The organism is Stenotrophomonas sp. YJH_SMC_64, assembly GCF_059371375.1.
The window spans coordinates 22,744-47,432 of the sequence record NZ_JCAFUN010000008.1 but is presented as its reverse complement, the minus strand read 5'-3'; the positions used below and the strand labels follow the sequence as shown (position 1 = coordinate 47,432).

25 protein-coding genes are annotated in these 24,689 nt (G+C 65.5%); 15 read left to right on the top strand and 10 right to left on the bottom strand.

The window, feature by feature from the left end; all coding sequences use genetic code 11:
- Positions 1-66 precede the first annotated feature (66 nt).
- Positions 67-2,595, top strand: coding sequence for a membrane-bound PQQ-dependent dehydrogenase, glucose/quinate/shikimate family (locus AC5P9L_RS09975; protein ID WP_262101920.1), 2,529 nt, complete (start codon positions 67-69; stop codon positions 2,593-2,595).
- Between the two features lie 43 nt (positions 2,596-2,638).
- On the opposite strand, the gene AC5P9L_RS09970 is transcribed toward AC5P9L_RS09975, so the two are convergent.
- The gene (locus tag AC5P9L_RS09970; protein WP_005413898.1) at positions 2,639-3,628 is read right to left on the bottom strand and encodes a zinc-dependent alcohol dehydrogenase family protein; all 990 of its coding nucleotides are present in this window, start codon (positions 3,626-3,628) and stop codon (positions 2,639-2,641) included.
- A gap of 119 nt (positions 3,629-3,747) precedes the next feature.
- Between AC5P9L_RS09970 and AC5P9L_RS09965 the strand changes: the two genes are divergently transcribed.
- The 3 genes from AC5P9L_RS09965 to AC5P9L_RS09955 all read left to right on the top strand — a co-directional run bounded on the left by AC5P9L_RS09965 (position 3,748) and on the right by AC5P9L_RS09955 (position 6,700).
- On the top strand, positions 3,748-4,653 hold the full coding sequence (locus tag AC5P9L_RS09965; RefSeq protein WP_262101919.1) for a LysR family transcriptional regulator: 906 nt from the start codon (positions 3,748-3,750) through the stop codon (positions 4,651-4,653).
- 48 nt (positions 4,654-4,701) lie between these two features.
- Positions 4,702-5,205, top strand: a complete 504-nt coding sequence (locus AC5P9L_RS09960; protein WP_262101918.1) for a DUF4952 domain-containing protein — start codon at positions 4,702-4,704, stop codon at positions 5,203-5,205.
- A 64-nt stretch (positions 5,206-5,269) separates the two neighbouring features.
- The gene (locus AC5P9L_RS09955; protein ID WP_262101917.1) at positions 5,270-6,700 is read left to right on the top strand and encodes a serine hydrolase domain-containing protein; all 1,431 of its coding nucleotides are present in this window, start codon (positions 5,270-5,272) and stop codon (positions 6,698-6,700) included.
- Between the two features lie 16 nt (positions 6,701-6,716).
- Here the strand turns inward: AC5P9L_RS09955 and AC5P9L_RS09950 are convergent, their stop codons facing one another.
- Positions 6,717-7,109, bottom strand: a complete 393-nt coding sequence (locus AC5P9L_RS09950; protein WP_099529914.1) for a DUF3037 domain-containing protein — start codon at positions 7,107-7,109, stop codon at positions 6,717-6,719.
- Positions 7,087-7,863 carry a HipA family kinase gene (locus AC5P9L_RS09945; RefSeq protein WP_099529913.1) on the bottom strand — a complete coding sequence of 259 codons (777 nt, stop codon included), beginning with the start codon at positions 7,861-7,863 and terminating at the stop codon, positions 7,087-7,089. Before AC5P9L_RS09945 ends, AC5P9L_RS09950 begins: the two co-directional genes overlap by 23 nt.
- Positions 7,864-8,102: 239 nt before the next feature.
- Here AC5P9L_RS09945 and AC5P9L_RS09940 point away from each other — a divergent pair, with 239 nt between their 5' ends.
- Positions 8,103-8,432 (top strand): hypothetical protein, encoded by a 330-nt coding sequence (locus AC5P9L_RS09940; protein ID WP_005413891.1) that lies wholly within the window; start codon positions 8,103-8,105, stop codon positions 8,430-8,432.
- 54 nt (positions 8,433-8,486) lie between these two features.
- Here the strand turns inward: AC5P9L_RS09940 and AC5P9L_RS09935 are convergent, their stop codons facing one another.
- Together AC5P9L_RS09935 and AC5P9L_RS09930 are read right to left on the bottom strand one after the other, a co-directional pair.
- A complete protein-coding gene (locus tag AC5P9L_RS09935) occupies positions 8,487-9,119 on the bottom strand; it encodes a DUF8309 domain-containing protein (RefSeq protein ID WP_487251138.1) in 633 nt (210 codons plus the stop codon).
- Positions 9,116-9,787, bottom strand: a complete 672-nt coding sequence (locus AC5P9L_RS09930) for a hypothetical protein (RefSeq protein WP_099529912.1) — start codon at positions 9,785-9,787, stop codon at positions 9,116-9,118. The genes AC5P9L_RS09935 and AC5P9L_RS09930 overlap by 4 nt, the downstream gene beginning before the upstream one ends.
- 294 nt (positions 9,788-10,081) lie before the next feature.
- Here AC5P9L_RS09930 and AC5P9L_RS09925 point away from each other — a divergent pair, with 294 nt between their 5' ends.
- Both AC5P9L_RS09925 and AC5P9L_RS09920 read left to right on the top strand, forming a co-directional pair.
- The gene (locus tag AC5P9L_RS09925) at positions 10,082-12,544 is read left to right on the top strand and encodes a S9 family peptidase (RefSeq protein WP_012480743.1); all 2,463 of its coding nucleotides are present in this window, start codon (positions 10,082-10,084) and stop codon (positions 12,542-12,544) included.
- 190 nt (positions 12,545-12,734) lie between these two features.
- Complete coding sequence (locus AC5P9L_RS09920; RefSeq protein ID WP_005410210.1) at positions 12,735-13,055, top strand: hypothetical protein; 321 nt, start codon at positions 12,735-12,737, stop codon at positions 13,053-13,055.
- Positions 13,056-13,065: 10 nt separating this feature from the next.
- Here the strand turns inward: AC5P9L_RS09920 and AC5P9L_RS09915 are convergent, their stop codons facing one another.
- A complete protein-coding gene (locus tag AC5P9L_RS09915) occupies positions 13,066-14,049 on the bottom strand; it encodes a hypothetical protein (RefSeq protein WP_043034683.1) in 984 nt (327 codons plus the stop codon).
- 138 nt (positions 14,050-14,187) lie between these two features.
- On the opposite strand from AC5P9L_RS09915, the gene AC5P9L_RS09910 reads away from it, so the two are divergent.
- Together AC5P9L_RS09910 and AC5P9L_RS09905 are read left to right on the top strand one after the other, a co-directional pair.
- The gene (locus AC5P9L_RS09910; protein WP_279915727.1) at positions 14,188-15,153 is read left to right on the top strand and encodes a DUF2268 domain-containing putative Zn-dependent protease; all 966 of its coding nucleotides are present in this window, start codon (positions 14,188-14,190) and stop codon (positions 15,151-15,153) included.
- A gap of 49 nt (positions 15,154-15,202) precedes the next feature.
- A complete protein-coding gene (locus AC5P9L_RS09905) occupies positions 15,203-15,991 on the top strand; it encodes an SGNH/GDSL hydrolase family protein (protein ID WP_262101915.1) in 789 nt (262 codons plus the stop codon).
- On the opposite strand, the gene AC5P9L_RS09900 is transcribed toward AC5P9L_RS09905, so the two are convergent.
- A complete protein-coding gene (locus tag AC5P9L_RS09900) occupies positions 15,966-16,850 on the bottom strand; it encodes a LysR family transcriptional regulator (protein WP_262101914.1) in 885 nt (294 codons plus the stop codon). The two genes, AC5P9L_RS09905 and AC5P9L_RS09900, sit on opposite strands and share 26 nt — an antisense overlap.
- A gap of 104 nt (positions 16,851-16,954) precedes the next feature.
- Here AC5P9L_RS09900 and AC5P9L_RS09895 point away from each other — a divergent pair, with 104 nt between their 5' ends.
- Positions 16,955-18,088, top strand: coding sequence for an agmatine deiminase family protein (locus AC5P9L_RS09895; protein ID WP_262101913.1), 1,134 nt, complete (start codon positions 16,955-16,957; stop codon positions 18,086-18,088).
- A gap of 6 nt (positions 18,089-18,094) precedes the next feature.
- On the opposite strand, the gene AC5P9L_RS09890 is transcribed toward AC5P9L_RS09895, so the two are convergent.
- Positions 18,095-18,640 carry a thioesterase family protein gene (locus tag AC5P9L_RS09890; RefSeq protein WP_049397600.1) on the bottom strand — a complete coding sequence of 182 codons (546 nt, stop codon included), beginning with the start codon at positions 18,638-18,640 and terminating at the stop codon, positions 18,095-18,097.
- A 69-nt stretch (positions 18,641-18,709) separates the two neighbouring features.
- Here AC5P9L_RS09890 and AC5P9L_RS09885 point away from each other — a divergent pair, with 69 nt between their 5' ends.
- Positions 18,710-19,285 carry a TetR/AcrR family transcriptional regulator gene (locus tag AC5P9L_RS09885; RefSeq protein WP_049397601.1) on the top strand — a complete coding sequence of 192 codons (576 nt, stop codon included), beginning with the start codon at positions 18,710-18,712 and terminating at the stop codon, positions 19,283-19,285.
- A gap of 34 nt (positions 19,286-19,319) precedes the next feature.
- On the opposite strand, the gene AC5P9L_RS09880 is transcribed toward AC5P9L_RS09885, so the two are convergent.
- Positions 19,320-19,631, bottom strand: a complete 312-nt coding sequence (locus tag AC5P9L_RS09880; RefSeq protein ID WP_224481963.1) for a hypothetical protein — start codon at positions 19,629-19,631, stop codon at positions 19,320-19,322.
- Between the two features lie 275 nt (positions 19,632-19,906).
- Here AC5P9L_RS09880 and AC5P9L_RS09875 point away from each other — a divergent pair, with 275 nt between their 5' ends.
- Genes AC5P9L_RS09875 through AC5P9L_RS09860 form a run of 4 tightly spaced genes read left to right on the top strand, consistent with a single transcriptional unit; the run spans position 19,907 to position 22,360 of the window.
- Entirely contained in the window at positions 19,907-20,059 is a 153-nt protein-coding gene (locus AC5P9L_RS09875; RefSeq protein ID WP_005410201.1) for a hypothetical protein, read from the top strand.
- Positions 20,060-20,110: 51 nt separating this feature from the next.
- Positions 20,111-20,956, top strand: coding sequence for an energy transducer TonB (locus AC5P9L_RS09870; protein WP_262101912.1), 846 nt, complete (start codon positions 20,111-20,113; stop codon positions 20,954-20,956).
- Positions 20,956-21,828, top strand: a complete 873-nt coding sequence (locus tag AC5P9L_RS09865) for a hypothetical protein (protein ID WP_262101911.1) — start codon at positions 20,956-20,958, stop codon at positions 21,826-21,828. Before AC5P9L_RS09870 ends, AC5P9L_RS09865 begins: the two co-directional genes overlap by 1 nt.
- A gap of 13 nt (positions 21,829-21,841) precedes the next feature.
- Entirely contained in the window at positions 21,842-22,360 is a 519-nt protein-coding gene (locus tag AC5P9L_RS09860; protein WP_043034615.1) for a hypothetical protein, read from the top strand.
- A 46-nt stretch (positions 22,361-22,406) separates the two neighbouring features.
- Here the strand turns inward: AC5P9L_RS09860 and AC5P9L_RS09855 are convergent, their stop codons facing one another.
- On the bottom strand, positions 22,407-24,518 hold the full coding sequence (locus AC5P9L_RS09855; RefSeq protein ID WP_262101910.1) for a TonB-dependent receptor family protein: 2,112 nt from the start codon (positions 24,516-24,518) through the stop codon (positions 22,407-22,409).
- Positions 24,519-24,689 lie beyond the last annotated feature (171 nt).

The following is a 24,689-nucleotide window of genomic DNA, read 5'->3' as shown; positions in this document are numbered from 1 at the left end:
CACGCATACGCGCGCGCTTCACGCAGGCGGTGGGATAACGGCGCATGCTGCCCCCGGAGATCGACGATGTCCGCCACGCCGCAGTCCGCTCCTGCTCCCGTCCGCGCCTCCCGGCATCCCCTCGTCACCGTGCTGTCGCTGCTGCTGGTCGTGCTCGGCCTGGTCATCGGCGGGCTCGGCGCGTGGCTGCTCAGCCTTGGCGGCTCGGCGTACTACGCCATCGCCGGACTCGGCCTGCTGGCCAGCGGAATCCTGTTGTTCGGCAACCGCTGCAGCGGCGCGCTGCTGTATGCGCTGGTGTTCTTCGGCACGCTGCTGTGGACCTGGTGGGAATCGGGCAGCGACTACTGGCGCTGGGTACCGCGGCTCGGGCTGCTGACTGCGCTCGGCATCGTGCTGGCGCTGCTGGTGCCAACGCTTCGCGAGCCGGTTTCAAAACGCCTGTCGCGCAGCGTGGCGGGCGTGCTGATGCTGGTGTTCGTGGCCGCCTTCGGCCTGGCCTTTGCGCCGCATGGGGAAGTGGACGGCCACCTGCCGTTCCCGGAAGGCGCAGTCAGCGCCGGACTGGAACCTACGCGCGATACCACGGGCCTGCAGCCGGCTGACCAGCCCGCCGAGGGCGACTGGCCGGCGTGGGGCCGCAGCAATGCGGGCACCCGCTATTCGCCGCTGCAGCAGATCACCCCGGCCAATGTGGCCACGTTGCAACCGGCCTGGCAGTTCCGTACCGGGGATATGCCGAAGAAGCGCTGGGGTGCCGAAACCACGCCGCTGAAGATCGGCGACCGCCTGTACCTGTGCACCGCACGCAACCGCCTGATCGCGCTTGATGCTGCCAGCGGCAAGGAACTGTGGCGGTTCGATCCAAAGGTGAAGGATGCCTCGATTCCCTATACCGCTGCCTGTCGTGGTGTGAGCTATTACGAGCAGCCCAGCACGCCGACCCTTGCCGACGCAGCATTGGCCGATGTTGCCGCTGATCTGGCGTTGCCGGAACCGCCTCCCAGCGTCACCCGCAGCGCTGCACCGGGCAGTCGACCGGCGTGCTGGGCGCGCATCATTGAAGGCACGCTGGACGGTCGCATCATCGCGGTGGACGCGGACAGCGGCCGCCCCTGCGCGAATTTCGGCAACAACGGCCAGGTCGACATTACCCTGGGCATGGGCGAGGTGCCACCGGGTTACGTGTCGATCAACTCGCCGCCGGCCATCGTGCGCGGCGTGATCGTGACCGGCCACCAGGTGCTGGACGGGCAGCGCCGCGATGCGCCGTCGGGCGTGATCCAGGCGTACGACGCCATCACCGGCAAGCTGCGCTGGGCGTGGGACATGGACCAGCCCGAGCGCAGCGGCCTGCCGCCGCGCGAGCAGACCTACACGCGCGGCACCCCCAACATGTGGACCACCGCCACCGGTGATGAAGCGCTGGGGCTGGTCTACCTGCCGCTGGGTAATTCCGCGGGAGACTATTGGAGTGGTTCGCGCACGGAGAACCAGAATCGCTATGCGACCTCGCTGGTGGCGATCGACGTGGCCACCGGCAAGCCGGTCTGGCATTTCCAGGCGGTGCGCAAGGATGTGTGGGACTACGACCTGGGTTCGCAGGCCAGCCTGATCGACTACCCGACGGCGGCGGGCAAGGTGCCGGCGATCCTGCTGCCGACCAAGCAAGGCGACATGTACATCCTCGATCGCCGCAACGGCCAGCCCCTGACTGCCGCCGAAGAGCGCAAGGTGCCGGTCGGCGGCGTCGAACCCGAGCAGCGTTCTCCCACCCAGCTGTTTTCGCTGTACCACACGCTGCGCCGCGAACATGACCTGACCGAGCGTGACATGTGGGGCATCACCCCGATTGACCAGCTGGTCTGCCGCATCCAGTTCCGCAAGGCGTACTACGAAGGGTTCTACACGCCGCCGAGCAGCGAGCGACATTCCATCGAGTACCCCGGCTACAACGGCGGCTCGGACTGGGGCAGCGTGTCCATCGATACGCGCCGCGGCGTGATCGTGGCCAACTACAACGACATGCCCAACTACAACCGGCTGGTGCCACGCGCGGAGGCCGACCGGCTGGGCTGGCTGCCGCGCGAGAAGGTCCGGTTCGACAAGGGCGGTGCCGAAGGCGCGGGCGACCCGCAGGTGGGTACGCCCTACGCCATCCAGGTCAACGCCGGCTGGCGGCTGCCGTTCACTGGCCTGCTGTGCAAGCAGCCGCCCTATGGCGGTATCCGTGCCATCGACCTGCGCACCGGCAAACTGCTGTGGGACCGTCCGTTTGGCAGTGCGCGCGGCAACGGACCGTTCGGCATCCGTTCCGGCCTGCCGATCGAGATCGGCACGCCGAACAACGGCGGTTCGGTAGTGACCGCCAGCGGCCTGATCTTCATCGCCGCCGCCACCGATGACCTGCTGCGTGCCATCGATCTGAAGACCGGCAAGGAGCTTTGGCACGCCAAGCTTCCTGCCGGCGGCCAGGCCAATCCGATGGTGTACGAGCAGGGCGGGCGCCAGTACGTGGTGATCATGGCCGGCGGCCACCATTTCATGGAAACCCCGAACGGCGATTACGTGATTGCGTTTGCGTTGCCGAGGTAACCGCAATGGGGGCGGTGGGCCGTCCCCATTGCACGACACGGGATTACACCGTGACCACCACCTTGCCGATCTGCTCGTTCGATTCCAGGTAACGGTGTGCTTCCTGGATCTGCGCAAACGGGAACACCTTGGCAATTTTCGGCGCCAGCGTGCCCTTGTCCAGGCCATCGACGATGAATGCCTTGGCACGGGCCAACGCGGCATCGTCGGAGACGATTTCCGAGTACAGATAGCCCTTCAGCGTCAGCGACTTGCCCAGCACATTGAACAACGGGAACGGGGTGGGCTCGCTGCTCAGCGCACCGTACTCCAGCAGGATGCCGCCACGCGCCATCGCCTCGGTCAGCGGCACGAACTGCGGGCCACCGATTGGATCGAACACCACGCGGGCACCGGCACCGCTGGTGATGCGTGCCACTTCGGCCACCAGATCCTGCTCCTGGGTGGCGATGACGTGGGCGGCGCCGGCATCGAGCAACGCCTGGCGCTTGCCCGGGCCACGGGTGACCGCGATCGGCGTGGCGCCCACCGCGTTGGCGATCTGGATCGCGGCTAGGCCGACGCTGCTGCTGGCAGCGGTGATGATGACGAAATCCCCGGCGGCCAGATGTGCCTGTTGCAGCAGCGCGCCCCAGGCGGTGACGTACTGCATCCACACCGCGGCCGCCGTTTCGAAGCCCAGTGCCTGCGGATGCTTGACCACCAGTTGCGCGGGCACGTTGGCCAGCTCGCCATAGGTGCCCCAGCGCGCGATGTCCAGCGGCGGTATCACGCTGACCGCATCGCCTGCCGCGAAGCCGCTCACCGCACTGCCGATGGCTTCGACCACGCCGGCCGCTTCGTAGCCCAGCCGGCTGGGGAACTGCGCTTCCTGCAGATAGGCGCCGTTGCGGAACATCACCTCGGCGCGGTTCAGGCCGATCGCCTTGACCCGGATCTGGACTTCGTCGGCGGAGGGGGCGGGAACGTCGATATCGTCGATGCGCAGCACATCGGCGGTGCCGTATTCGTGGATGCGGACAACCTGGCTCATGGGGGGCTCCGAGAAAGGGCCGACGAGGGCGCCGGCGAAAGGGTGAGCGCTACTGTGCGCGTCGTCTGTAACCAGAGTAAGGGGTAATCTGGCGTTTCATTGAAAAACAATTTTTTGCAATGGACCTGATCGTTCCCCTGCGGACCTTCGCCAAGGTGGCCGAGGTCGGCTCCTTCGCCGCCGCTGCCGAGGCATTGGACCTGTCGCCGCAGCTGGTCGGCAAGCACATCCAGGCGCTGGAGCAGCATCTGGGCGTGCGCCTGCTCAACCGCACCACGCGAAAGCAGAGCCTGACCGACTTCGGCCAGGCCTACTTGGCGCGGGCGCGGGTGATCCTGGAGGAAGTGGAGGGCGCCGAGGAATTGGCGGAAGTGGCGCGTGGACGGCCGATGGGGCGCCTGCGCATCAGCGCGCCGGTCACCTTCGGCGTGCACGCGCTCGGCCCGGCGGTGGTGGCTTACATGCAGCAGTACCCGGATGTGCAGGTCGATCTGAACCTGTCCAACAGCCTGGTGGACATCGTCGAGGACGGCTACGACCTGGTGTTCCGTACCGGTGACCTGGCCGACAGCGGGCTGGTGGCACGGCGGCTGGGGCCGTATCCGCTGGTCCTGTGTGCCTCGCCGGACTATCTGGCTTCGCGCCCGGCCATCACCCATCCCAATGATCTGAGCCGGCACGAGTGCCTGGGCTTCGCGCATTCGATCATCCGCACGCGCTGGAGTTTCCGCGATGCCGATGGCAGCGTGCTTACCGTCCCGGTGTCCAGCCGCTTCATGGTCAACCAGGCCGAGCCGCTGCTGACAGCGGCCGTGGGTGGTCTGGGGTTGATCCTGCAGCCCTACGAAATGCTCGCCCCTGCGCTGGCACGTGGTGAACTGGTGGAAGTGCTGCCGGACCATGTGCCGGTATCGACCTGGATCAACCTGGTGTATCCGCGCGACCGCCAGCTGACCCCCAAGCTGCGCAGCTTCCTGGACTTCTGCGTGGCGCGTTTCACTGAGCAGTCGATGGCACGGCGATAGCGTGGCATCGATCAGTATTCCCGTGTTCCCATGCGAAGGACTCGCCCCGTGATCTCTCTCCCGTTGCCGCAGCATGCCACCCGCTTCCTGCTGCTGGCGTCCTTTTCCAGCGCCAGCGTGCTTGCGCAGCAGATACCTGCGCAGGCGTTGGCCGAGTGGGAGGTGCAAGGGCGCACGGATGGCCTGGCGCGACCTGATATCGGATGCCAGGATTTCCTGCAGGCGATGGGCCGGAAGCCTCCGGGACTGCAGTATGTAGGTTGCAGCCAGGATGACGCGTCCTACATCAAACCCATGGAAGCCCACTATCGTGTTTCAGGTGCCCAGGCGGCGCAGGTGGAAGCCTATCTGCGCGAGACATTTGGCATGCCTGCATTGCGCTACGTCTGTTGCGGCTGGAGCAATGGCGCGCCGTACTACTGGCGCAACGGCCCGGATACGGTGCGGTATCAGATCGGCATGGGGGTGGAGTCGCTGCCGTACGAACGGGACGAATGGCCGCGCATCGAGGCATTCAACGTCACCGTCGAGGTGTTGCGGCAGAGTCCCTAGCGTGGATGCGGCGGGCCGATCCATCGTCTAGGATGCGCCCAGGGATACCCGCAAAGGAATTGACATGAAGGCTGTTGGACGCCTGTTTCTCTGCAATGCGTTGGCCTGTTTGATCCTGGTTGCCACGTCGGCGTTTCCGGCAGTTGGCGCAGCATCTTCCGAGCGCGAACATCCACGTGCGCAGGATGCCATCGATGACTGGCTTGCGGCCTTCAATGCAGGCAGCCTCGAGGGGTTGCAGGCATTTGCCGACAGATATGCGAAGCAGGAGGGCAGCACTCCCAAGGACTATCTCGAGTTCCGCGAGAGCACCGGCCCGCTGAACGTGCTGGAAACACTCGAGCGCGCGCCCAGCCAGGCGAAGCTGCTGGTAATGGGCCAGCTGAGCGAACGTGCGATGTGGGTGACGGCGGTCATGGACCCGGCCAACCCGTCGCACGTGAAGCAGTTCCAGATCGAGGGCACTGATACGCCGGACAAGTACAAGCCGGAACGGGTTGCTTTGCCCGCGCTGATGGCCGATGCCACAGCAAAACTGGAGGCGCTGCGGGCGCAGGACGCGCTGTCGGGTGCATTGCAGGTGGCACGGAACGGCAAGGTGCTGCTGGACTGGCGCGGTGGCGAGGCCGATCGTACCGCTGGCATTCCAGTGGGCGTGGATACGCAGTTCCGCCTTGCGTCCTCCAACAAGATGTTCACTGCAGTGGCTATCCTGCAGCTGGTGCAGGAGGGCAAGCTCAGCCTTGATGACACGATAGGCAAGTACCTGCCGGACTATCCGAACAGGGCGGTCGCCAACAGCGTGACCGTACGCCATCTGCTGTCACATACCAGCGGTCTGGGTGATTTCTTCGGGGACGACTTCGAGCAGTATTCCGCGTCGTTGAAGACGCTGGATGACTACGTGCAGCGCTTTGCCAAGGATGCGCCGCAGTTCACGCCGGGCAGCCAGGACAGCTACTCCAACTATGGCTTCATCGTATTGGGGCGCATCATCGAAGCGGTTTCGGGGCAGTCGTACTACGCCTATATGGACGAGCACATCCTGCGCCCGGCGGGTATGACCGGCACCGGCTTCGAGCCGGAAACAGTGAACGTCCCGCAGCGTGCCGTCGCCTACACGAAGAAGGATGGGCAATGGGTCCGTGAAACGAAGTCGCTGCCCTGGCGCGGCATGTCAGCCGGTGGTGGCTACAGCACGGTGGCCGACATGGTGAAATTCGCCGGGGCACTGCAAAGCGGAAAGCTGGTCTCGCCCGCATTGCTGAAGCAGGCCACCACCGCGCAGAACCACAAGGGCTGGTATGGATTCGGCTTCGTGGTGCAGGGCGAGGGCAGGGAACACCAGTATGGCCATGAAGGCGGTGCGCCCGGATCGAACAGTGCCATTGTGGTGATGCCCGCACAGGGCTATGTGATCGTTGGCCTGGCAAATGTCGATCCGGATGCGATCGGCAACGTGGTCAACTACATCGCGCGTAGAGTGCCGCTGTGAACGCGGAAGGTGCCGGTCATTCCGGTACCCGCACCATCTTCGTCATCAAGTGTTCCACCACACCCGCAGGGTCGGCCGTGCGGCCCACATGCGTGCTCGACATCTGCACCACCGAGCTGCGCTTGGCGGTAAGGAAGTGGAAGCGGGCACGCGCGGGCAGTTGCGCGATCGGCCCGGCGTTGGCGTCGCCACGGCAGATGGCTACGATTGCATCCAGCCACGGTTGCAGCGCCTCCTGGTCCAGCGCCGGCGCGAACGCGTGCAGGCGTGCCGGATCGATCTCGATGGCCGCTTCCAGATGGCGTGCGCCGGGGCAGGACACGATCACCCCGACGTTGATGAATTCCTCGCGTTCCACCCGCGGTACCACGCGGATGACTGCGTAGTCATACGTGTGCAGCGTGGGCACGGATGGCCTCCTGCACGAACACCGCACGCACCTTCAGGCGGTGCTTGAGGTAGTTGATATAGCCCTGCCGGTAGGCCTGCGGGCTGTCGAACGCCTGTTCGTCCACCAGCCAGCTGTCCGGCACCAGGCCGACGATGCGCTCGATCTCGGCATCAGTCAGGCGCGCGGCCAGCTCGGCATCCACCTCGGCGATGCGACTGGCGAACGACAGCAGCACATGGTCGCGGATCAGCACGAACGGCTTTTCGCACGCATCGCCGGCGTTGGCCCAGTCGTGATGGAAGTACATGGCCGCACCGTGATCGATCAGGTACAGCTTTCGATGCCACACCATCAGGTTGGGGTTGCGGGTGGTGCGATCGACATTGCTGGTGAACGCATCGAACCAGACGATGCGCGAGGCCAGGTCGGCATCCACCGGCATCGCTGCCGGGTCGTAGTTGATCGCGCCGGGCAGGTAGTCCAGGCCCAGGTTCAGGCCCTCGCTGGCGCGGATCAACTCCTGGATTTCCGGGTCCGGCTCGGTGCGAGCGAACTCGCGGTCCAGCTCGACGAACAGGATTTCCGGAATCGGCAGGCCCAGCGTGCGTGCCATCTCGCCGGCGATCAGCTCGGCGATCAACGCTTTCGGGCCCTGGCCGGCGCCACGGAACTTCAGCACGGCCATGCCGTCGTCGTCGGTCTCGACCACGGCTGGCAGGGAGCCACCTTCCCGCAAGGGCGTGATGTAGCGGAGGGCATGTACGGTGCGCATGCGTGCATTCTAGCGTGGGTGCAGGCGCAACCCTCTGACCGGCGGGGACCGATTTCGGCCTTCACCTGTCCCTTCCGCCTGCGATGGCAGCATCGTGCTCCAGGAACCCTTGGGTTCATGGGCGTACTGGCACTCTCGATGCAGAGGCTCCAGGCTGGGTACCTGCTCGGCTGCCAGCGACGCGCACTGCGAAGCGGAAACCTCATCCACGATGTCCTGCAGGCTACGGAGGTGCACCGATGAGCGACGAATTCACTCCCATTCTGCCGACCTTGGACGATGCCAAGGCGGAAGAAATGATCGGCAAGGTCGTACTGGTCGGGGTCACCCGCTATGGCGGCGACGGCCAGGTGAAGGGGCTGGAGCAGTACGCCGGCACGGTGTTGCGCATCAGCGCCGACGAGGGCGTGGTGCTGGCCGACGAGAATGATGGCCACGAGCGCTATCTGCCGCCGATGCTGGACCAGTACCAACCAGCCGAGCCCGGCGAGTACCGCATGCGCACCAGCGGCATGATCGTGGTCGATCCCGATTACCTGGCCACCTGGGACCTGCACGCGCAGCAGTAGTGCCAGGCCAAGTCTGGCAGGTGCAACGGATTGCCCTGTTGGGACCGAACTCAGCTAGCGCAGCCGTTCGGGCAATCTGCGGGTCAGCGGGCTCAATGCCTGACGATCGGGCCAAAGATCGGGAAAGATCACAAATTTGAGATCGTCCCGATCTATCCCAGTGGTGAAATGTCGAACAAGCCTGTCCTGGAGGTCGTCACTCCCCCACATGTTGGTCAGCTCGAACGCTTCGATCGCTTCCCGGTCGTCGTCGACTGAGAGGCTGTGCTTGATTACGGGAGCTTGTGTGACATCAAGATCATTCCCGGGTCCTAGATCGATCAGCCGCCCACCAAAGAATAGGCTGTCGGCGGAACCCGTGAAATACTGCCGATCCATTGAACTGTAGGGGCGAATCCAGTAGTTGGGAAGCTCAATCAGGCAACGGGTACCAATGGCTATCTTCCGCATTGCCAGTCGTTGGTGGACCACCGTTCCGACGAACACTTGGAACAATGGACGGTATTGGCTCAAGTCAGGGGAATCCCAAGAATCTTCACTTGAGCAGATATCGAAAAAGCGCATTACTGGTCTGTTGCGCATCTGCGCAATCGTGAATAGATCTTCCCTCAGCTTGAGTACGACATGCTGCCCAGGCTTCCATCTGATAGTACCTGTCGACCTTTTGGCTGGATCTGAGGGATTCATTGGCTTGTAGAGCGATAGAGGATCGCCCCATCCTTCTGGCGGACAGTGATCGTGTCCTCGCACCACTCAAGACTGCCAAGTCGATGGGCAAAAATGATTTCGTCCGGCAGACATTCCAGGATGACCTCCCTCAGCACGGTATGACCGTCCTTGCTGATGTCCAGTGTCATGCTGAAGTTGTTTGGTTTGAGGCTGCAGTGGAGCGTTGCTCGAACCCGATCAGTGCGATAGCACTTGGTTTGGTGCACCCATTCGTTCTTGTACCCGGCGGCCCTGAATTCGGCAATTCCGTCGAGGATCTCCGAAATCGGGATGGCGTGGTGTTCTGCCAGAACGGAGAGTCCGTCCAGGGTCATGGCGATGTAAAGCTCGTGCCTGTTGTCATCGTCAAGTGCTTCATAAACGCTGGCGTTAAATGAAACACCCGGAACAACGGCATGGGCGCCCTGCACAGCCCATGTTGCCGTTTCCAGCTTCGATCCTTGAATACAGATCTTGTTGAAGCCAGCCGTTCTGAAACGCAGCTTCTTGAGATGGCGCTCCAGATAATTGCAGATATATCTGGTTTTTAATCCGAACGTGGTGCCCAGCGAAAACCCGAGATCTGAGATTGGATCGCCCCAATGCTCGTCTGGGTTCAGGTAGAGATAGATGTTGCGCAGGATCATGAATTACAGGGTAGAAGATCGCATCTCCAAATTTTGGCGCGGTCGAGACCTGCATCCCATTGTTGACTCGAACGGCAATTTGCGCGGACAGAGCCGAAATTCGCTGGGACCCTTGGCCCGAAAGGCTTAGCGCGCTCTGCGGCTGGCTGTTGAAAAGCGGGGAGGCTGCGCTTCGGGCCGCACTTTGCCCCATCCGGCCACTAGTCCTTCCGGCCCATTCACGACAACCCCTGCGGTGCTAGATTCGGGTCCATGCCCGATTCCGGGCGCCCATTCACACCTCAGGGGATAAGGATGCTCATCCGTCGAACCTCTCTGGCAGCGGCGGTTGCCGTTGCCACCGTCGGCCTGCTGGCCGCTGGCCCGGCGCTTGCCGATTACGCGAAGCCGCCGGAACACCTGCTCAAGGTGTTGAAGGCACCGCCGCCGCCGGCGCCGAACGTGGCCCCGGGCGGCCAGCGCCTGCTGCTGACCACCGCGCAAACCTACCCGTCGATCAGCCGCGTCGCCCAGCCGTACCTGAAGCTGGCCGGCGTGCGCCTGGAGCCGAAGAACCGCAGCCGCCATGACACGCCCGGTGGCTACGGCATTCCGGCCTGCGTGGCCGACTTCACCCTGGTCGACATCGGCAGCGGCAAGGAAACCAAGGTCAACCTGCCGCAGGGCTGCGCCACCGGCGCGCTGTGGTCGGCCGATGGCAGCCATTTCGCCTTCCAGAATGCGGTTGATACCAGCGTGCAGCTGTGGGTGGGCGATGCGGCCACCGGGCAGGTGAAGCAGGTGCCGAATGTGCAGCTGAACCCGATCTTCGGCTACACCGTGCAGTGGCTGGGCGGCAGCCAGAACCTGCTGGTGAAACTCGTACCGGCCAACCAGGGCCCGGCACCTTCCAACGGCGGCGTACCGACCGGCCCGGATGCACAGGAGTCGCTGGGCAGCAGTGGCGAGAGCAGCACCTACGAAGCCCGCGACACGCTGACCAGCGTGCATGACGAGAAGCTGTTCGCTTATTACGGTGCCTCGCAGCTGGCCGTGGTCGATACCGCCGCCAACAGCGTGCGTCCGGTCGGGCAGCCGGCGCTGTTCAACGAAGTCAGCGCCGCACCCGATGGCGTGCACGTGCTGACCGAATCGATCAAGGCGCCGTACTCGCATGCGGTGACCTACCAGCGCTTCGCCAACGACGTGGCCGTGCTGGACATCGCCAGCGGCAAATCCACGCCGATTGCCAGCCTGCCGCTGGCCGACCGCGTACCGGTGCATGGCGTGCCGGAAGGCCCGCGTGGCTTCGACTGGCGTGCCACCGATCCGGCCACCCTGGTCTATGCCGAGGCACTGGACAAGGGCGACTGGAAGGTCAACGTGCCGCACCGCGACCGCGTGCTGATGCTGAAGGCCCCGTTCAACGGCAAGCCGACCGAAATCACCCGTACCGCGCAGCGATTTGAGGGCTTCGCGTGGACCGCCGATCCGGCCGTGGCGTTCCAGTACGAGAACGACGAGAACCGCCACTGGATGCAGACCCGCATCGTCGATGTGGACCAGCCGAAGAAGGAAGGCCGCCTGCTGTGGGACATGTCCAGCGACGAGCTGTATGGCAACCCCGGCAACCTGGTCTTTACCCGCTTGCCGAATGGCGCGCAGGTGGTGCGCCGTGAGGGCAACCATGTGTTCCTCAGCGGCCGTGGCGCGTCGCCGCAGGGCGACCGTCCGTTCCTGGACCGCCTGGACCTGGGCACCCTGAAGAGCGAGCGCCTGTTCCGCAGCAGTGCCGACGCCTACGAACAGTTCCTCGGTTTCAGCAGCACGCCGGGGCGCTACCTGACCTGGCACCAGTCGGTGATCGATCCTCCGAACGCCTTCATCCGCCAGCAGGGTGAGGCAGTGGCTGATGCGAAGACCGGCGAGGCGCAGTTCGCGTCCACCGCGACCGCGCTGACCAAGCTGGTCGACCCGACCCCGGAGGTGCGCCAGATCAAGAAGCAGCTGGTGACCTACAAGCGTGCCGACGGCGTGGACCTGTCGTTCACCCTGTACACGCCGCCGGGCTACAAGGAAGGCCAGCGCGTGCCGGCGATCCTGTATGCGTACCCGGCCGACTTCGCCAATGCCGCGCAGGCCGGCCAGGTGTCCGGTTCGCAGCAGACCTTCACCCGTCTGCAGCCGTACCGCCTGATGCTGCTGGCCGGCTACGCGATCATCGACAACGCCTCGTTCCCGATCGTCGGGGACCCGAAGAACGCGTACGACACTTATCTGGAGCAGCTGGAAGCCGACGCCAAGGCGGCGGTGGACAAGGCCGTGGACATGGGCGTGGTCGACCGCAACCGCATCGGCGTGACCGGTCACAGCCACGGTGGCCTGATGACCGCCAACCTGATCGCGCACACCAAGCTGTTCAAGGCCGGCGTGGCGACCAGTGGTTCGTACAACAAGACCTTCACCCCGTTCGGCTTCCAGAACGAACGCCGCTCGGTCTGGCAGGCGCAGGACGTGTACCTGAAGGCCTCGCCGTTCTTCTATGCCGACAAGATCAAGCTGCCGCTGCTGCTGGTCCACGGCGAGGACGACGCCAACCCGGGCACCGAGCCGTTCCAGTCGCGCAAGCTGTACCAGGCCATTCGTGGCAACGGCGGCACCACCCGCCTGGTGATGCTGCCGAACGAACCGCACTGGTACACCGCGCTGGAGTCGAACGAGCAGCTGGTGTCGGAAATGCTGAACTGGTTCGACACCTACGTGAAGAACGCCAAGTGAAGGAACAGGAAGGCCACCTCCGGGTGGCCTTCCTGCATCCTGCTGTAGCGCCGAGCCCACGCTCGGCTGTAACCAGCCGCACGTGCTCTGCAATCAACTGTGGAGACTCGGTAACGACGTGTTACCGGCACATTCGCGTGCCACGCAGATGGGCTAGGCTGGCCCTGTGAGTTCGTCCCGGGTCGGTGCAATGAAAGCCATCGTTCTTGCTGCAACGTTGTCGTTGGTCCTGGTTTCAAACGCCCATGCCCAGTCGCTGCCCACCGAGCTGGCGCAGCTGGGGATCATCGCCGGCATGCCCTACGCCAAGGCCAAGCGCCTGCTGGATGCTGCGGGATGGCAGGTGAAGCCGGCGCAGGGCGCGCCGGAATCGCTGGAGGGCTTTCCGGAAGTGGGGTGCCAGAAGGGCGGGAAGCAGTGCGCGACGACCTTCGAGAAGGGTGAACAGCAGATTGCGGTGCGGCTGGGCACTACCCTGGCAGGGCAGCCGTTCGTGCAGAGCGCTGATTGAGCACCCGAGCTCACGCCAACGGCAGGCGGTCCTGCGCATGCGCCAACCGGTCGTGCAGTTCGCGCACGTGCTCGGCCTTGGCATGGATGCGCGTGGTATCACCGAAACTGCGCAGGTAGGCGCACGCGGCGAAGCCGGCACTCTTCTTTTCGTACTCGGCAATCCAGGCCAGGCGATCCGGGTTGTTGGCCTGCTCGGCTGACCACGCGGCCACCGGCGGACGGATGCGGTACCTCAGGCCAACGCGCCACGGCTTTGGTGTCAGGCGCGCACGGAAGCAGTGCTGCAGCCGGCACATGCGCGCGTACAGGGTGTCGGCGCCCAGCGTTCTGAAGAACGCCTGAAGCTGCTCGTCTTCGGGCAGGAACGTGGCGTGCATGGCCAGCACGCGCAATCCAGCCGGCGTGCGGTACGTACGCAGATGCCAGTCCGGATGCTGTTCGCTGAAGGCCGCGACCCGCTGCAGGGCTACGCCTTCGGCGCCACCGGCCGCGGCCAGGCGCCGCTTGCGCTGCATCAGCATCGCCGTGTTGACCAGCAGCACCGCTGCCACCCCCAGCACCAGTCCCACCAGCCAGTGCCAGATCAGAGTGCCGATGACGGCGCCAGCGAACAGCAGCACTGCGGCGATGATTGCAGGCATCACGCAACCGGCAGGTGGCTGCGCATGATCGATGTCGGCGAACAGCACGTCCGGGGTGTTCAGGCACAGCGCACCGTAGCTGTTGCGTGTAATGATGACGTCGCCGTCGCGCTGCACGATCTGCTCGCGGATCGGCACACCCTCCACGCCGTAGTTGCTGCGCACTTCGCGTCGAGGAAGCGCCTGCCCGGCGAGGATGGCATTGAGGGCTTCGTTGGCGCGGCGATCGGCGTGCACCTGCGCCTCGGCAGGGCCTTCGTCGGACCAGCCGAAGCGGCGCACGACCACCGGCCGGCCACGGAAACGGGCCTGCAGGCGGGCTTCGGCCCAATACGCGGGAACGATCATCATCGTGCGGTGCTCCATCTTCCATGGCAGGTGCCGAAGCGAGTCTGGCACAGCGCCGGTGCGCCCGCATCCGCCTGCTGCAGTGGGCCGGGCGGAGTGATAGATTGCGCGCTTCGCATGCACTCCACCAAGGACGGAGCGATGTTCATGATCCTGCGCGGCCTGTTGGCCCTGGCCTGTGCCGGGGCGGTAGGCGTGGCCACCGCAGCGGTACCGGCAGGGCCGCAGATCCTCACCGAGGATGTCAGCCGTTTCTATGCACTTTATGACAGCGCTGGCGGCAAGCCCAGCGTTGCGCAGCTGCGTGGATACCTGGCCGAGGGTTCGGCCGGCCTGGCCGAACTGGCCAAGGCGCGCCGGGTCACTCCCGAACGCATTGCCGAGTCCATCGCCAGCCAGCCCGAGCTGTATGCACAGGGACGAAACTGCCTGGCCGAACTGCCCGCGGTGAAGCAACGCCTGACGCAGGTGTTTTCCAACCTGCAGGCGATCTACCCGCAGACCCGGTTCCCGCCGGTGACCATCGCGGTGGGCCGCGGCCGGCCGGTCGGGCTGACCTCGAAAAGCGGCGTGATCATTGGTCTGGAAGCGCTGTGCGCGGCCGACTTCATGAATGCCAATGTGCAGGATCGCTTCGTGCATGTGATCGCACACGAATACGTGCACATCCAGCAGACCGGCCTGATCGACTTCGAGCCGGGTGACCCGCGCGCGACAGTGCTGCGTGTTTCGCTGGGCGAGGGCATCGCCGAGTTCATCGCCGAGCTGATTTCCGGCAACGTCGGCAATGGGCGTCACGCGGCCTGGACCCGTGGCCGGGAAGTGCATGTCGAAAGCGCGTTCGCGCTGGATCTGGACAGCACCGATCTGTCGCCGTGGCTGTACAACTACAAGCCGGGCTCGCAGGAACCCTACGACCTGGGGTACTGGGTGGGTTACCGCATCGCCAAGGCCTATTACCTGCAGGCCAAGGACAAGCGTGATGCGGTGCATGCGCTGATCCAGCAGGACAACCCGAAGACGATCCTGGCCGCCAGCGGCTGGACGCCGGGCATGTGGATGCCGGCGAAAGTCACGGGTGTAGCGGCGCGTACGGCTGCACGCTGAGCACAGGGCAGGGCGTTAGACTGCGCAGGATGATTTCAGGAGTACCCGCATGCGTGGACCTGTTGAGCTTGCCGCTGCAACCGTCGTGACGTTGGGCCTCGCGTTGGCTTCTCCGCTGGGTGCCGCCGAAGTCGTCGCAGTCAATCCGCTGCTGCAGACGCCCATCGACCAGTTGCGCCCCGACGAGGTTCGTTTCATGCAGCAGCGCCTGGCCGATTTTCCGGAGTTGCAGCGCTATCGTGATGCCAACGCGCGACTGCCTGCGGCCGTGCCGGGCCAGCCGCGCGTGGTGTTCTTCGGCGACTCGATCACCGAAGGCTGGGGTGCGGAAGGCAGCGCCGGATTCTTCCCCGGCAAGGGCTGGCTCAACCGCGGCATCAGCGGCCAGACCACGGCGCAGATGCTGGTGCGCTTCCCGCAGGACGTGCTGGCACTGAAGCCACAGGTGGTGGTGATCCTGGCCGGCACCAACGACATTGCCGGCAACACCGGCCCGTCCACGCAGGCGATGATCGAGGACAACCTGCACGCGATGGTGGACCTGGCGCGTGCACATGGCATCGCCGTGGTGCTGGCATCGGTGCTGCCGGTCAACGATTACCCGTGGCTGCCGGGAACAGCGCCAGCGCCGAAGGTGCGTGCATTGAACACGGCATTGAAGCGCTATGCCGATGCGCAGCAGCTGGTCTATCTGGACTACTACACGCCGATGGCCAATGCCGCCGGAGGGCTCGATCCGCAGCTGGCCGAGGATGGCGTGCATCCCACGGCGAAGGGCTATGCGGTGATGGCGCCGTTGGCCGAGGCAGCGGTCAAACGCGCGCTGGAGCAGAAGTAGCTTCTGCGGGCAGACTCGCCAGCAACCACTCACAGAAACTGATCACCAGCGGATCGGCCGCGCTGTCCTCATGCACCAGCCAGCTCCAGCGCGGGCCGCGCACGCGTGCCTCATCCAGCGGCTGCAGCAGCCCCTGATCGCAGGCGCGTGCCGCCAGCAGCTCGCTGACCAGGGCGATACCCAGCCCTTGGCAGGCAGCATCCAGCAGCTGCCCGGGTTCGGAGAAGTTCATGCCTTCGCGGCGCTGGCCGACATCGGCGCCCCCCTGTACCTGCCACTGGCTCCAGTCCATTTCGCGCTCGCCATGCAGGGTGAGGCGTTCGTGCACCGGCGTGGCGAGCAGGGCCGGATGGCAGGCCGGAAAGAGGCGATCCTGCAGCAGCACGCGATGCTGGCACTGCGCCTGTGAGTCGAGGTCATCGCGTACCGCCACGTCCAGCGTCTGCGTGGTCATATCCGGTGCCTCCTCGCTGGTCAGCAGCCACAGGTCGGCGTCGGGATGCAGGCGGTGGAAGCTGGCCAGGCGCGGCACCAGCCAATGCCGGGCAAAGGCTGGACTGGTGTTGACGATCAGTTGATTCGGCTTGCGGTACTGATCGAGCCGGCGGATGCCGCTGGCCAGCTGCCGCAGCAGGGACTGGGTGGTTTCCAGCAGGTCGATGCCGGCGTCGGTGAGGGTGACGCTGCGGCCCTGCCGGAAGAACAACGGCTGCTGCAGCGAGGCTTCCAGACCCCGGATCTGCTGGCTGATGGCCGACTGGGTCAGGTGCAGTTCCTCGGCCGCCCTGTGGAAACTACCCAGGCGGGCGGCGGCCTCGAAACCACGCAGCGCGTTCAGCGGTGGCCAATGCTTCAGCATTTCAGATAAGTAAAACTGTTCAATTGGTGGCTGAATCTATCGTTTGTGCTTATCGATACGCAAGCGCAGCATAGGTCCATCCCACACCGGCCCTGAAGCCCGTCATGAGCAGCCGTCGTCACTTCCTCACCCAGCTGGCGGGCGCCGCTGGCCTTGGCGGCCTGGCCGCCCTCGGCCTGACAGGGCTGCCGACGCGCGTATCCGCAGCGGGGCCGGGTGCGGGTATCTGGCGCATGCCGGACGAGCACGGGCCGCAGGAACGCGTTTTCCTGGCCTTCGCCGCGCAACCGCGGGTGTGGGGCGCGCAGGCCGATGCGGTGAACACCGCCGTGGCACGCCTGGCCCGCACCATCGCCCGCCACCAGCCCGTTAGTGTGCTGTGCCGCCCGGCGCAGCGGAAGCTGGCGCAGGATCGCTGCGGCCGCGACAACATCGAGTTCCTCGAGGTGCCGCTGGATGACATCTGGGTGCGCGACTACGGCGGATGTTTCGTCACCGATGGCAAGGGCGGGCTGGGCCTGGTTGATTTCAACTTCAACGGCTGGGGCGGCAAGCAGAGCGCACGGAACGATGGTGCGGTGGCGCCGTGGCTGGCGCAGGTGACCGGTGCCACGCTGCTGGAAAGCGATCTGGTGGGCGAGGGTGGCGGCATCGAAGTCGATGGCCATGGCACGGCCATCCTCACCGAAAGCTGCTGGGTGAACCGCAATCGCAATCCCGGCTGGTCGCGCGCGGATATCGAGGCCGAGCTGATGCACCACCTCGGCCTGCGCAAGGTGATCTGGCTGCCCGGCATTGCCGGCGAAGACATCACCGACGCGCATGTGGATTTCTATGCGCGCTTCGTGCGCCCCGGCGTAGTGATCGCCAACCTGGACAACGATCCGGAGTCCTACGACTACGATCTGACCCGCGAGCATCTGGACATTCTGCGCGGGGCCATCGATGCCGATGGTCGCCGCCTGCAGGTGCACACGCTGCCGCCGCCGCTGGACGGGCGCGACAACGTGCATACCCGCGACAACGATGATCTGGCGATGGGCTACATCAACTACCTGCCGATCAACGGCGCGGTGGTCGCGCCGCAGTTCGGTGACGACGCAGCCGATGGCTTCTGCCGTGAACTACTGGAAGACATGTATCCCGGTCGTGTGATCGAACAGGTGGACATCGATGCGATCGCCGGTGGCGGTGGCGGCATCCATTGCGTGACCAAGAACATGCCGAAGGTAGGCTGAGGTGCCTCAGGCGTCGTCCTGCTTCAACGCCGCATCGGCCGCCAGCAGCGCCTCGGCGGCTGCACTGAGCGGCGGCGACGGCGGGGCAACCACACCGATCGCTTCCATCATCTTCGGCATGCCCAGGAACTGGCGCGCGCGACGGTCGTAGATGCCGGTGACCAGCAGCGCACGGGTGGCGATCTTCTGCTCGGGCCCGATCAGCACGCGCTGCTCCATGATGCCGCGCGAGCCGACCCAGCCGACCAGGCGCGTTTCCAGGGTGAAGCGCTGGAACGGCTTCAGCTCGCGGCGGAACTGGATGGTGCCGGCGCCGACGATTGGTGCCCACTTCTCGCGCAGTGCCACCCGGCCCAGGCCCATGCGCAGGATCAGGTCCAGCCGGCCCAGGTCGAAGATGTTCCAGTAGCGGCCGTTGGTCATATGCAGGTTGCTGTCCAGATCGTTGGGCAGCACCCGGAACTGCAGCCGCGAGACCCCGAACGGCGCCTCCAGCTTCGGCCGGAACAGGCTGCACAGCAGCAGGTGGAGCAGGCGGAACCAGAGATTCATGGTTATGACGACTGTTATAGTATCGCCGATACGCTAATGTATGACGACTGTCCTGGCAAGGAGCCTGCCGTGAGCCCGCGCCCCTCTGATGCGCCACAACGCGTGATTGATGCTGCGGCACAGATGCTGGCGCGCGTGGGTCTCAATGCCACCAGTATCCGTGAGGTGACCAAGCTGGCCGAGGCGCCGCTGGGCTCCACCTATCACCACTTTCCCGGCGGCAAGCAGGAGCTGCTGGCGCGCGCCACCCACATGGCTGGTGACAAGGTGGAGGCGCTCCTCGTTGAGTTGTTGAAGGGCGGGGCCGTGCAGGGCCTGCAGCAGTTCCTGGCGATGTGGCGCGAGCGCCTGCTGCGCTCCGGGTTCCGCGCGGGTTGTCCGGTGCTGGCCGCTGCCGTCGAAGAGCCGGTCGAGGCGGTTACCAGCCAACCGCGCGTGGCCGCCGCAGAGGTGTTCGTGCGCTGGCAGGGGCATCTGGCCGCAGCCTTCATTGCCGACGGCCACGAACCTGCGGCGGCGAATGGACTGGCCAGCCTGGTGATCGCCAGCGTGGAAGGCGCCGTGGCGATGTGCCGCGCACTGCAGGACATCGCCCCGTTCGACCAGGTGGCCGCGCAGTTGCTGAAGGCCGCCGCGCCTCCTTGATCCGGCTATACGTGTGCGGAGGACGTGCAGCAGGTCATCGGAAGATCATCAGGTAGCCCCAGCCGAGCACGATGGGCAGGAAGGCAGCGATGGCCGACGCGCCAAGCCAACGCAGGTAGCCGCGGGAGGCGGGGGATCCCTGCCGCTTGAGGGCCCAGGCATGCGTCGGGAGCACCAGCAACGTCTGCACCGCAAAGGTGGCCACGGCGGCAAGCCATGCCACCAGGACGCCGAGGCAGCCATCGCTGAAGCAGCGGCTACCAAACCACGAACCCCAACCGGCGAGGCCGATCATTGGAACGAACATCACGAGCGCGGTGGCGCGGGTGAACTGGGAGGCGTGCATGCCGTGGCGCATAGCTCTTCTGGTGGAAAATCATAATCCAGCCGCCGGCGCGCGGGTACAAGGCCGGCGCCAGTGCGGCCTGTGGGTGATGGACCCACGGCCCCATCGCGCTAGAATCCGTCCACCACCGCCTACGCGTGCCCGGCAAGGATGTCCGCATGCAGTATCAGGTTTCTGAGGTCCCTGGCCGCAATGCCACGCGCCCGCTGGCGGCGGCATGAAGAACTCGCGCCATTTTTCAATCAGTGCATTGAAGTTGCCCAGGAGCCGCGGCAGTGAAGTCGTGCGTGCGGCTGGCCGCGCACGCGGTGGCCATGATCGTCGCGTTGACCGGCGCCACCGTTTTCCATGCCTCGGGTCTGCAGTGGGCGGCCGCTGTCGATGCAATGCCGCTGCGCTACCCGATGGCGGTAGTGCTGGCCGGGTAGTACTGCAATTCCGGGCGATTTCCTCTGTGCTTCACTTTTTCCAGGATCTTCATGCGACAGCGCATTGCAAGGAAACGCGTCCTGGCCACAACGGTCGTTCTATCGATGGTTGCAGTCGTAGCGCTGATGGTCAGCGTGCGCCCGCAGTGGCGGCGGGAAGTCGGCCCGCCTCCGATCAGTCTGGGAACGGCACGGATGCAGGCCGAAGTGATGGCAGAGCTCATCGACCTGCGACCGACACCGCCAGGAAAGCCGCCGGTTCCACCGATTCCAATGAGAGGAGTCTCCTCCCCGATGCTGGCCGGTAACAGTGGGTTCGCGACCGCAGAGGTGCGGCTGGAAGACGTCGCGCCAGCACACTTCGAGCCGCGCGGCTGGGAGCCCGACATTCCATTCGCTGTGATGGAATGGACTGCGCCTTCCTGCGGTGAAGGATATCCCGCCCCGGTCTGCCAGGTTCGTCACAGCGTCGTCGAGTGGCGCGATGATGACAGTGCGGCGTCCTTTCAACTGCAGCAGCATCTGGAGTCGATGCTGCAGGTTGCGAACCGCCGGGCTTCACGGGTACCCGGTCTCGCGTTCGAGCTTGCACACGTGCGGGCGCAACGGATGACGTGGGACGAGCTTCAGCAACGGCGCGCGCGCGGTATCGAGGGATGCACGGGTGGCCCGGGCAGTCCGGATCTGGGCGTTGTCTATCTGCAGCGTCCTGTGTTCAGCCTGGATGGGAACTGGGCAATGGCATCGATCGCCTCGGATCTGTGCAGTGGAGGAACGGCGATGCGTGTCCTCTACCTTCTGCATCGCAGGAAGGGCGGCTGGGAGCGTGTTCGAGTGGAGCCTGTCCGCTATACGAGCTTTGGACAGGGCCTGTGGCCCGCGTTGCCGGAGTCGTGATGACAGATACCTCGTTCAAGCCAGACCGTGACTGCCAACAACGGATCGCCTGGCGACGCATTGCATCGCTGGCGGCGGCGCTGTCGGCCTTGGCGCTCATGGCCGGGATCTGCAGCCTGCGCCCGAGGTGGCAGCAGGAGATCGGTCGGCTACCGATCAACCTGGGAACAGCGCAGATGCAGGCGGAGGCGATGGCGCTGGCGATCCGGCAGAGCCCCCCATTCCCCCCTCCACCCCCGCCAGTGCCGCAGCCAACGCCAGTTCTGCCATCGTCGCTGAGCGAGGTGCCCAGCGCACCGCAGACACCGTCCACGCGCGTTGATCAATGGCGCCCGCAGGAACAGCCGCAGTTGACCGACCCGGTGGGGGAGGACATCTACGTGATGGAGCAGACCTTGCCCTATTGCTGGCCGGGCAGCAGTGCCTCCATCTGCCAGGAGGTGGACGACCTGGTCCTGCCGCTGGACGACCGGTGGCCGCCGGACATCCATGCGCTGCGGTTGCAGCTGCAGGCGGACCTGGTTCCCGTCAATCGCCGGTCCACGCCAGTGCCTGCGGCCGCATTGGCCGGTGCGCAGCGGATGGACGGCGCGGGGCTTCGAGCGCTGCGGGAGCAAGGGTGCGGGGCAACGGTGCATGGGCCGACTCGGACATACGACCACGTCGCCTATCTGACCCGGCCTGTTTTCAGCGTCGATGGGCAGTGGGCTATGATTGCGGTCGCCTGGGATTCGTGTTCCGACGATTTCGTCTACCGGGAGCTTGTCGTGCTGCATCGGGAACAAGAACGCTGGATGGCCGAACCCCCGGAACGGGGTCTGGGCGGCGTATGGGACGGCCGCATACTGCGGCCCTGGACGTACAACCACTGACGAGGAAGAGCGCATGGATGTCGCTGCACGCAGGAACAGGACGTTGTTTCGTTGGATCATGGTGACGCTGCTGGCAGTATTGATGCCGTTTGCGGCACTGGCGCAGCCCGCAGCCGGGGAGGCCGATGGCGCCGAAGCCGCCACTGCCGCGGAAGAGGCGCGATGCCGCGCCTGCACCTACGAGCGTATCGGGCACAAGGTCGATATCGGGCTGGTTGCACTGGTGTCGCTGCTGGTGGTGGGCCTGCTGGTAGCGGCGTCCCGCGAGTGGGGCACCACCTCGCAGCGCTGGACCTGCCGCACGCTGGCTCTGTTGCTGGTGGGTGTCGGTGTGGCATTGCTGTGGTGGGCTGGCAGCGTCGTCTACCTGGGCTACAACCCGTGGCAGGAAATGGCCGCCCCTGTCGATGGTTCGCTTACCTCGACACTGCTCAATACCTCACCGAAGTGGCTGGCGGCGCTGGCGTTGATTGGTTTCGCACCTTCCATCTGGAAGCGCAGCGAGCGCCTGCCGGCCTGGCGTATCGGCTGATCCTGGAACGACGGCGCCGGATCACACCCGGCGCCGCCTGCGGTCATCAGTCAAAGCGCCAGCGCACGCCCGCATAGACGCCACGCCCATCGCCCGGGGTCGAGCGCGCGACATCCTTGCCGGCGTCGTCGTAGCCCGGCGTGACCGTGGCGGCGTAGTGGCGGTTGCCGAGGTTGCGCATCTCCGCCCAGGCCTGCCAGCGGCCACCGGGTGCGTCGTAGCCGATGCGGCTGCCGAAGATCACATGGCTGTCAGCCCAGTAGCTGTTGGCGTAGTCGACGGCGATGCGCGAGGCGTATTCGGTATTGAGCGCGGCGTACAGGCCGGATGCATGATCGAAGCGCAGCTCGGCCTGGTAGGCGTGGCGCGGCAGGCCGGGCAGGCGGTTGCTGCCGAAACGCGCGTCGTGGCGATAGCGGAAATCGCTGAAGGTATACGCCTGGCGCAGCGACAGGCGGCCCGGTGCAGCCTGCCACAGCGTGCTGTCCAATCCGGCCTCGATGCCGCGGTGAACGGTGGGGCTGGCGTTGTTCTCGGCGATGAACAGGTTCGGCACCGGTTGCAGTTCGACGCTCAGCAGTTCGTGGTTCACGTGTGCGTAGTAGCCGGTCAGTTCCCAGCGGCCCAGCGCCGCGTCACCGCGCGCGCCCAGTTCCAGCGTGGTGGCGGTCTGGTTCTGCATCGGCACCGGCGCGCGCTGGCGGCCGCTGGACGGGCCATTGCCTGGCCCGAAGTACTGGTTCGAGCCCCAGATCATCGACCAGGGGTGCGGCGCCTCCACCGAGCGGCTGAGGTTGCCGAACCACTGGGTCTGGGCGCTGTGCTGCCAGGTGAAGCCCAGTCGCGGCGCATAGTCCCAGTCGTGGTCGCGCAGGCGGCCACCGCTGCTTGGCCAGGTCACCTGCACATCGCGGCGGGTTTTGATCAGCGCCAGCCCGGTCTGCATGCGCAGGCGGTCATTGAAGGTGAGGGTATTGCTGACGTGCAGCGTGCTGTCGGTGCCGTGGTGCCGGAAGTCACGCGTGCGCGTACCCGCGGCATAGCCGTTGCTGGCAAAGCGCAGCGACTCGCGCACATCGGCGTCCAGATCGTGGGTGACGCGCAGGCCGACCGTGGTCTCGCTGTCCAGGCCGAACAGCCGGTGGCGGCGGCGGTAGTCCAGCGTGGCGTTGAGGTTGGCGTAGTCCAGCTGCTGCCGGTACAGGCTCTCGTTCAAGTCCATCGGGTACTTGTGATAGACCAGCCCGGCCTGCAACGAGGAGTCCTCATCGATCTGCAGCGTGGTGACGTTGCCCACCCAGGTGCTGCCCGGCTGCGGGCGACGCGCATCGATGGCCAGGTTGGCCGCATTCGCGGCACGCGGATCGTTGCGGATCTGATCGCGGGTCAGGCGGCCGGGCGTTTCATGATTGGTTTCGCGATAGCGCACGAAGAAGCGCGTCTGCAGGTCGGGCGTGATCTGCCAGCCGATGTTGGCCATCGCACCCTTGCCGTCGCCGCGCGAATGACGCTGGTAACCGTCGAATTCGGTATCGGTGTAGGCCAGGAAGTAGTCGACATCACCACTGACGCCGCCCCAGCTGATGCCGCGCTTCTGGTAGCCACGGCTGCCGGCTTCGTAGTGCAGCTGCACGCCCGCCGAATCACGACCGCTGCGGCTGACGTAGTCGATGGCACCGCCCAGCGCCAGCGCCCCGCGCTCGAAGCCGTTGGCGCCGCGCAGGACTTCGACGCGCGACAGCCACAGCGGTTCCAGCAGCTCGTAGGGCGTGCCGCCCGGGCCGGTCAGTGGCAGACCGTCGATCGACACTGCAATGCCCGAGGCGTGCGCGCCCGGGCCCCGGTTGATGCCCGAGCCACGGATCGAGATCTTGGTGCCTTCGTTGCCCGGCGACTGCGCGCTGATACCCGGCTGGTAGGCCAGCACATCGGCGCTGCTGGAAAGGCGGCTGTCGGCCTTGGCCACGTCGATGACGTTGCCGGCGCCGGGTACACGCTTCAGTGCCACGCGCGCCTGGGCACTGGCATCGGCGGCAGCGGTGACCTGCACGGCATCCAGCGTGGTGGCCTGTGGGGCCGCAGCGGCGGTGGAAGAGAGGCCGAGGGAAACGGCCAGGAACAGCAGCGAGGGGGTGGGGCGGTACGACGAGAGCGACATGCGGGAATGCTGTAAACCACAAAAGTGGCGCGCAAGTTAACAGTTCGGCGGCGTCACGTCACCCACCGGCGGCGTATGGCCGCCCGCAACATCCATGTAGAGCCGAGTCCATGCTCGGCTATCGCGCGCAGCGGGGGTCTCCTGAGATCGCAACGAAGAGCAGCCGAGCAT

Coding starts and splice junctions, on each gene's coding strand:
- AC5P9L_RS09895 (WP_262101913.1), top strand. CDS start 16,955: ATGAGCAGCCGTCGTCACTTCCTCACCCAGCTGGCGGGCGCCGCTGGC.
- AC5P9L_RS09925 (WP_012480743.1), top strand. CDS start 10,082: ATGCTCATCCGTCGAACCTCTCTGGCAGCGGCGGTTGCCGTTGCCACC.
- AC5P9L_RS09940 (WP_005413891.1), top strand. CDS start 8,103: ATGAGCGACGAATTCACTCCCATTCTGCCGACCTTGGACGATGCCAAG.
- AC5P9L_RS09970 (WP_005413898.1), bottom strand. CDS start 3,628: ATGAGCCAGGTTGTCCGCATCCACGAATACGGCACCGCCGATGTGCTG.
- AC5P9L_RS09900 (WP_262101914.1), bottom strand. CDS start 16,850: ATGCTGAAGCATTGGCCACCGCTGAACGCGCTGCGTGGTTTCGAGGCC.
- AC5P9L_RS09935 (WP_487251138.1), bottom strand. CDS start 9,119: ATGAATCCCTCAGATCCAGCCAAAAGGTCGACAGGTACTATCAGATGG.
- AC5P9L_RS09965 (WP_262101919.1), top strand. CDS start 3,748: ATGGACCTGATCGTTCCCCTGCGGACCTTCGCCAAGGTGGCCGAGGTC.
- AC5P9L_RS09915 (WP_043034683.1), bottom strand. CDS start 14,049: ATGATGATCGTTCCCGCGTATTGGGCCGAAGCCCGCCTGCAGGCCCGT.
- AC5P9L_RS09890 (WP_049397600.1), bottom strand. CDS start 18,640: ATGAATCTCTGGTTCCGCCTGCTCCACCTGCTGCTGTGCAGCCTGTTC.
- AC5P9L_RS09870 (WP_262101912.1), top strand. CDS start 20,111: ATGCGACAGCGCATTGCAAGGAAACGCGTCCTGGCCACAACGGTCGTT.
- AC5P9L_RS09975 (WP_262101920.1), top strand. CDS start 67: ATGTCCGCCACGCCGCAGTCCGCTCCTGCTCCCGTCCGCGCCTCCCGG.
- AC5P9L_RS09920 (WP_005410210.1), top strand. CDS start 12,735: ATGAAAGCCATCGTTCTTGCTGCAACGTTGTCGTTGGTCCTGGTTTCA.
- AC5P9L_RS09930 (WP_099529912.1), bottom strand. CDS start 9,787: ATGATCCTGCGCAACATCTATCTCTACCTGAACCCAGACGAGCATTGG.
- AC5P9L_RS09905 (WP_262101915.1), top strand. CDS start 15,203: ATGCGTGGACCTGTTGAGCTTGCCGCTGCAACCGTCGTGACGTTGGGC.
- AC5P9L_RS09880 (WP_224481963.1), bottom strand. CDS start 19,631: ATGCACGCCTCCCAGTTCACCCGCGCCACCGCGCTCGTGATGTTCGTT.
- AC5P9L_RS09860 (WP_043034615.1), top strand. CDS start 21,842: ATGGATGTCGCTGCACGCAGGAACAGGACGTTGTTTCGTTGGATCATG.
- AC5P9L_RS09945 (WP_099529913.1), bottom strand. CDS start 7,863: ATGCGCACCGTACATGCCCTCCGCTACATCACGCCCTTGCGGGAAGGT.
- AC5P9L_RS09910 (WP_279915727.1), top strand. CDS start 14,188: ATGTTCATGATCCTGCGCGGCCTGTTGGCCCTGGCCTGTGCCGGGGCG.
- AC5P9L_RS09955 (WP_262101917.1), top strand. CDS start 5,270: ATGAAGGCTGTTGGACGCCTGTTTCTCTGCAATGCGTTGGCCTGTTTG.
- AC5P9L_RS09855 (WP_262101910.1), bottom strand. CDS start 24,518: ATGTCGCTCTCGTCGTACCGCCCCACCCCCTCGCTGCTGTTCCTGGCC.
- AC5P9L_RS09865 (WP_262101911.1), top strand. CDS start 20,956: ATGACAGATACCTCGTTCAAGCCAGACCGTGACTGCCAACAACGGATC.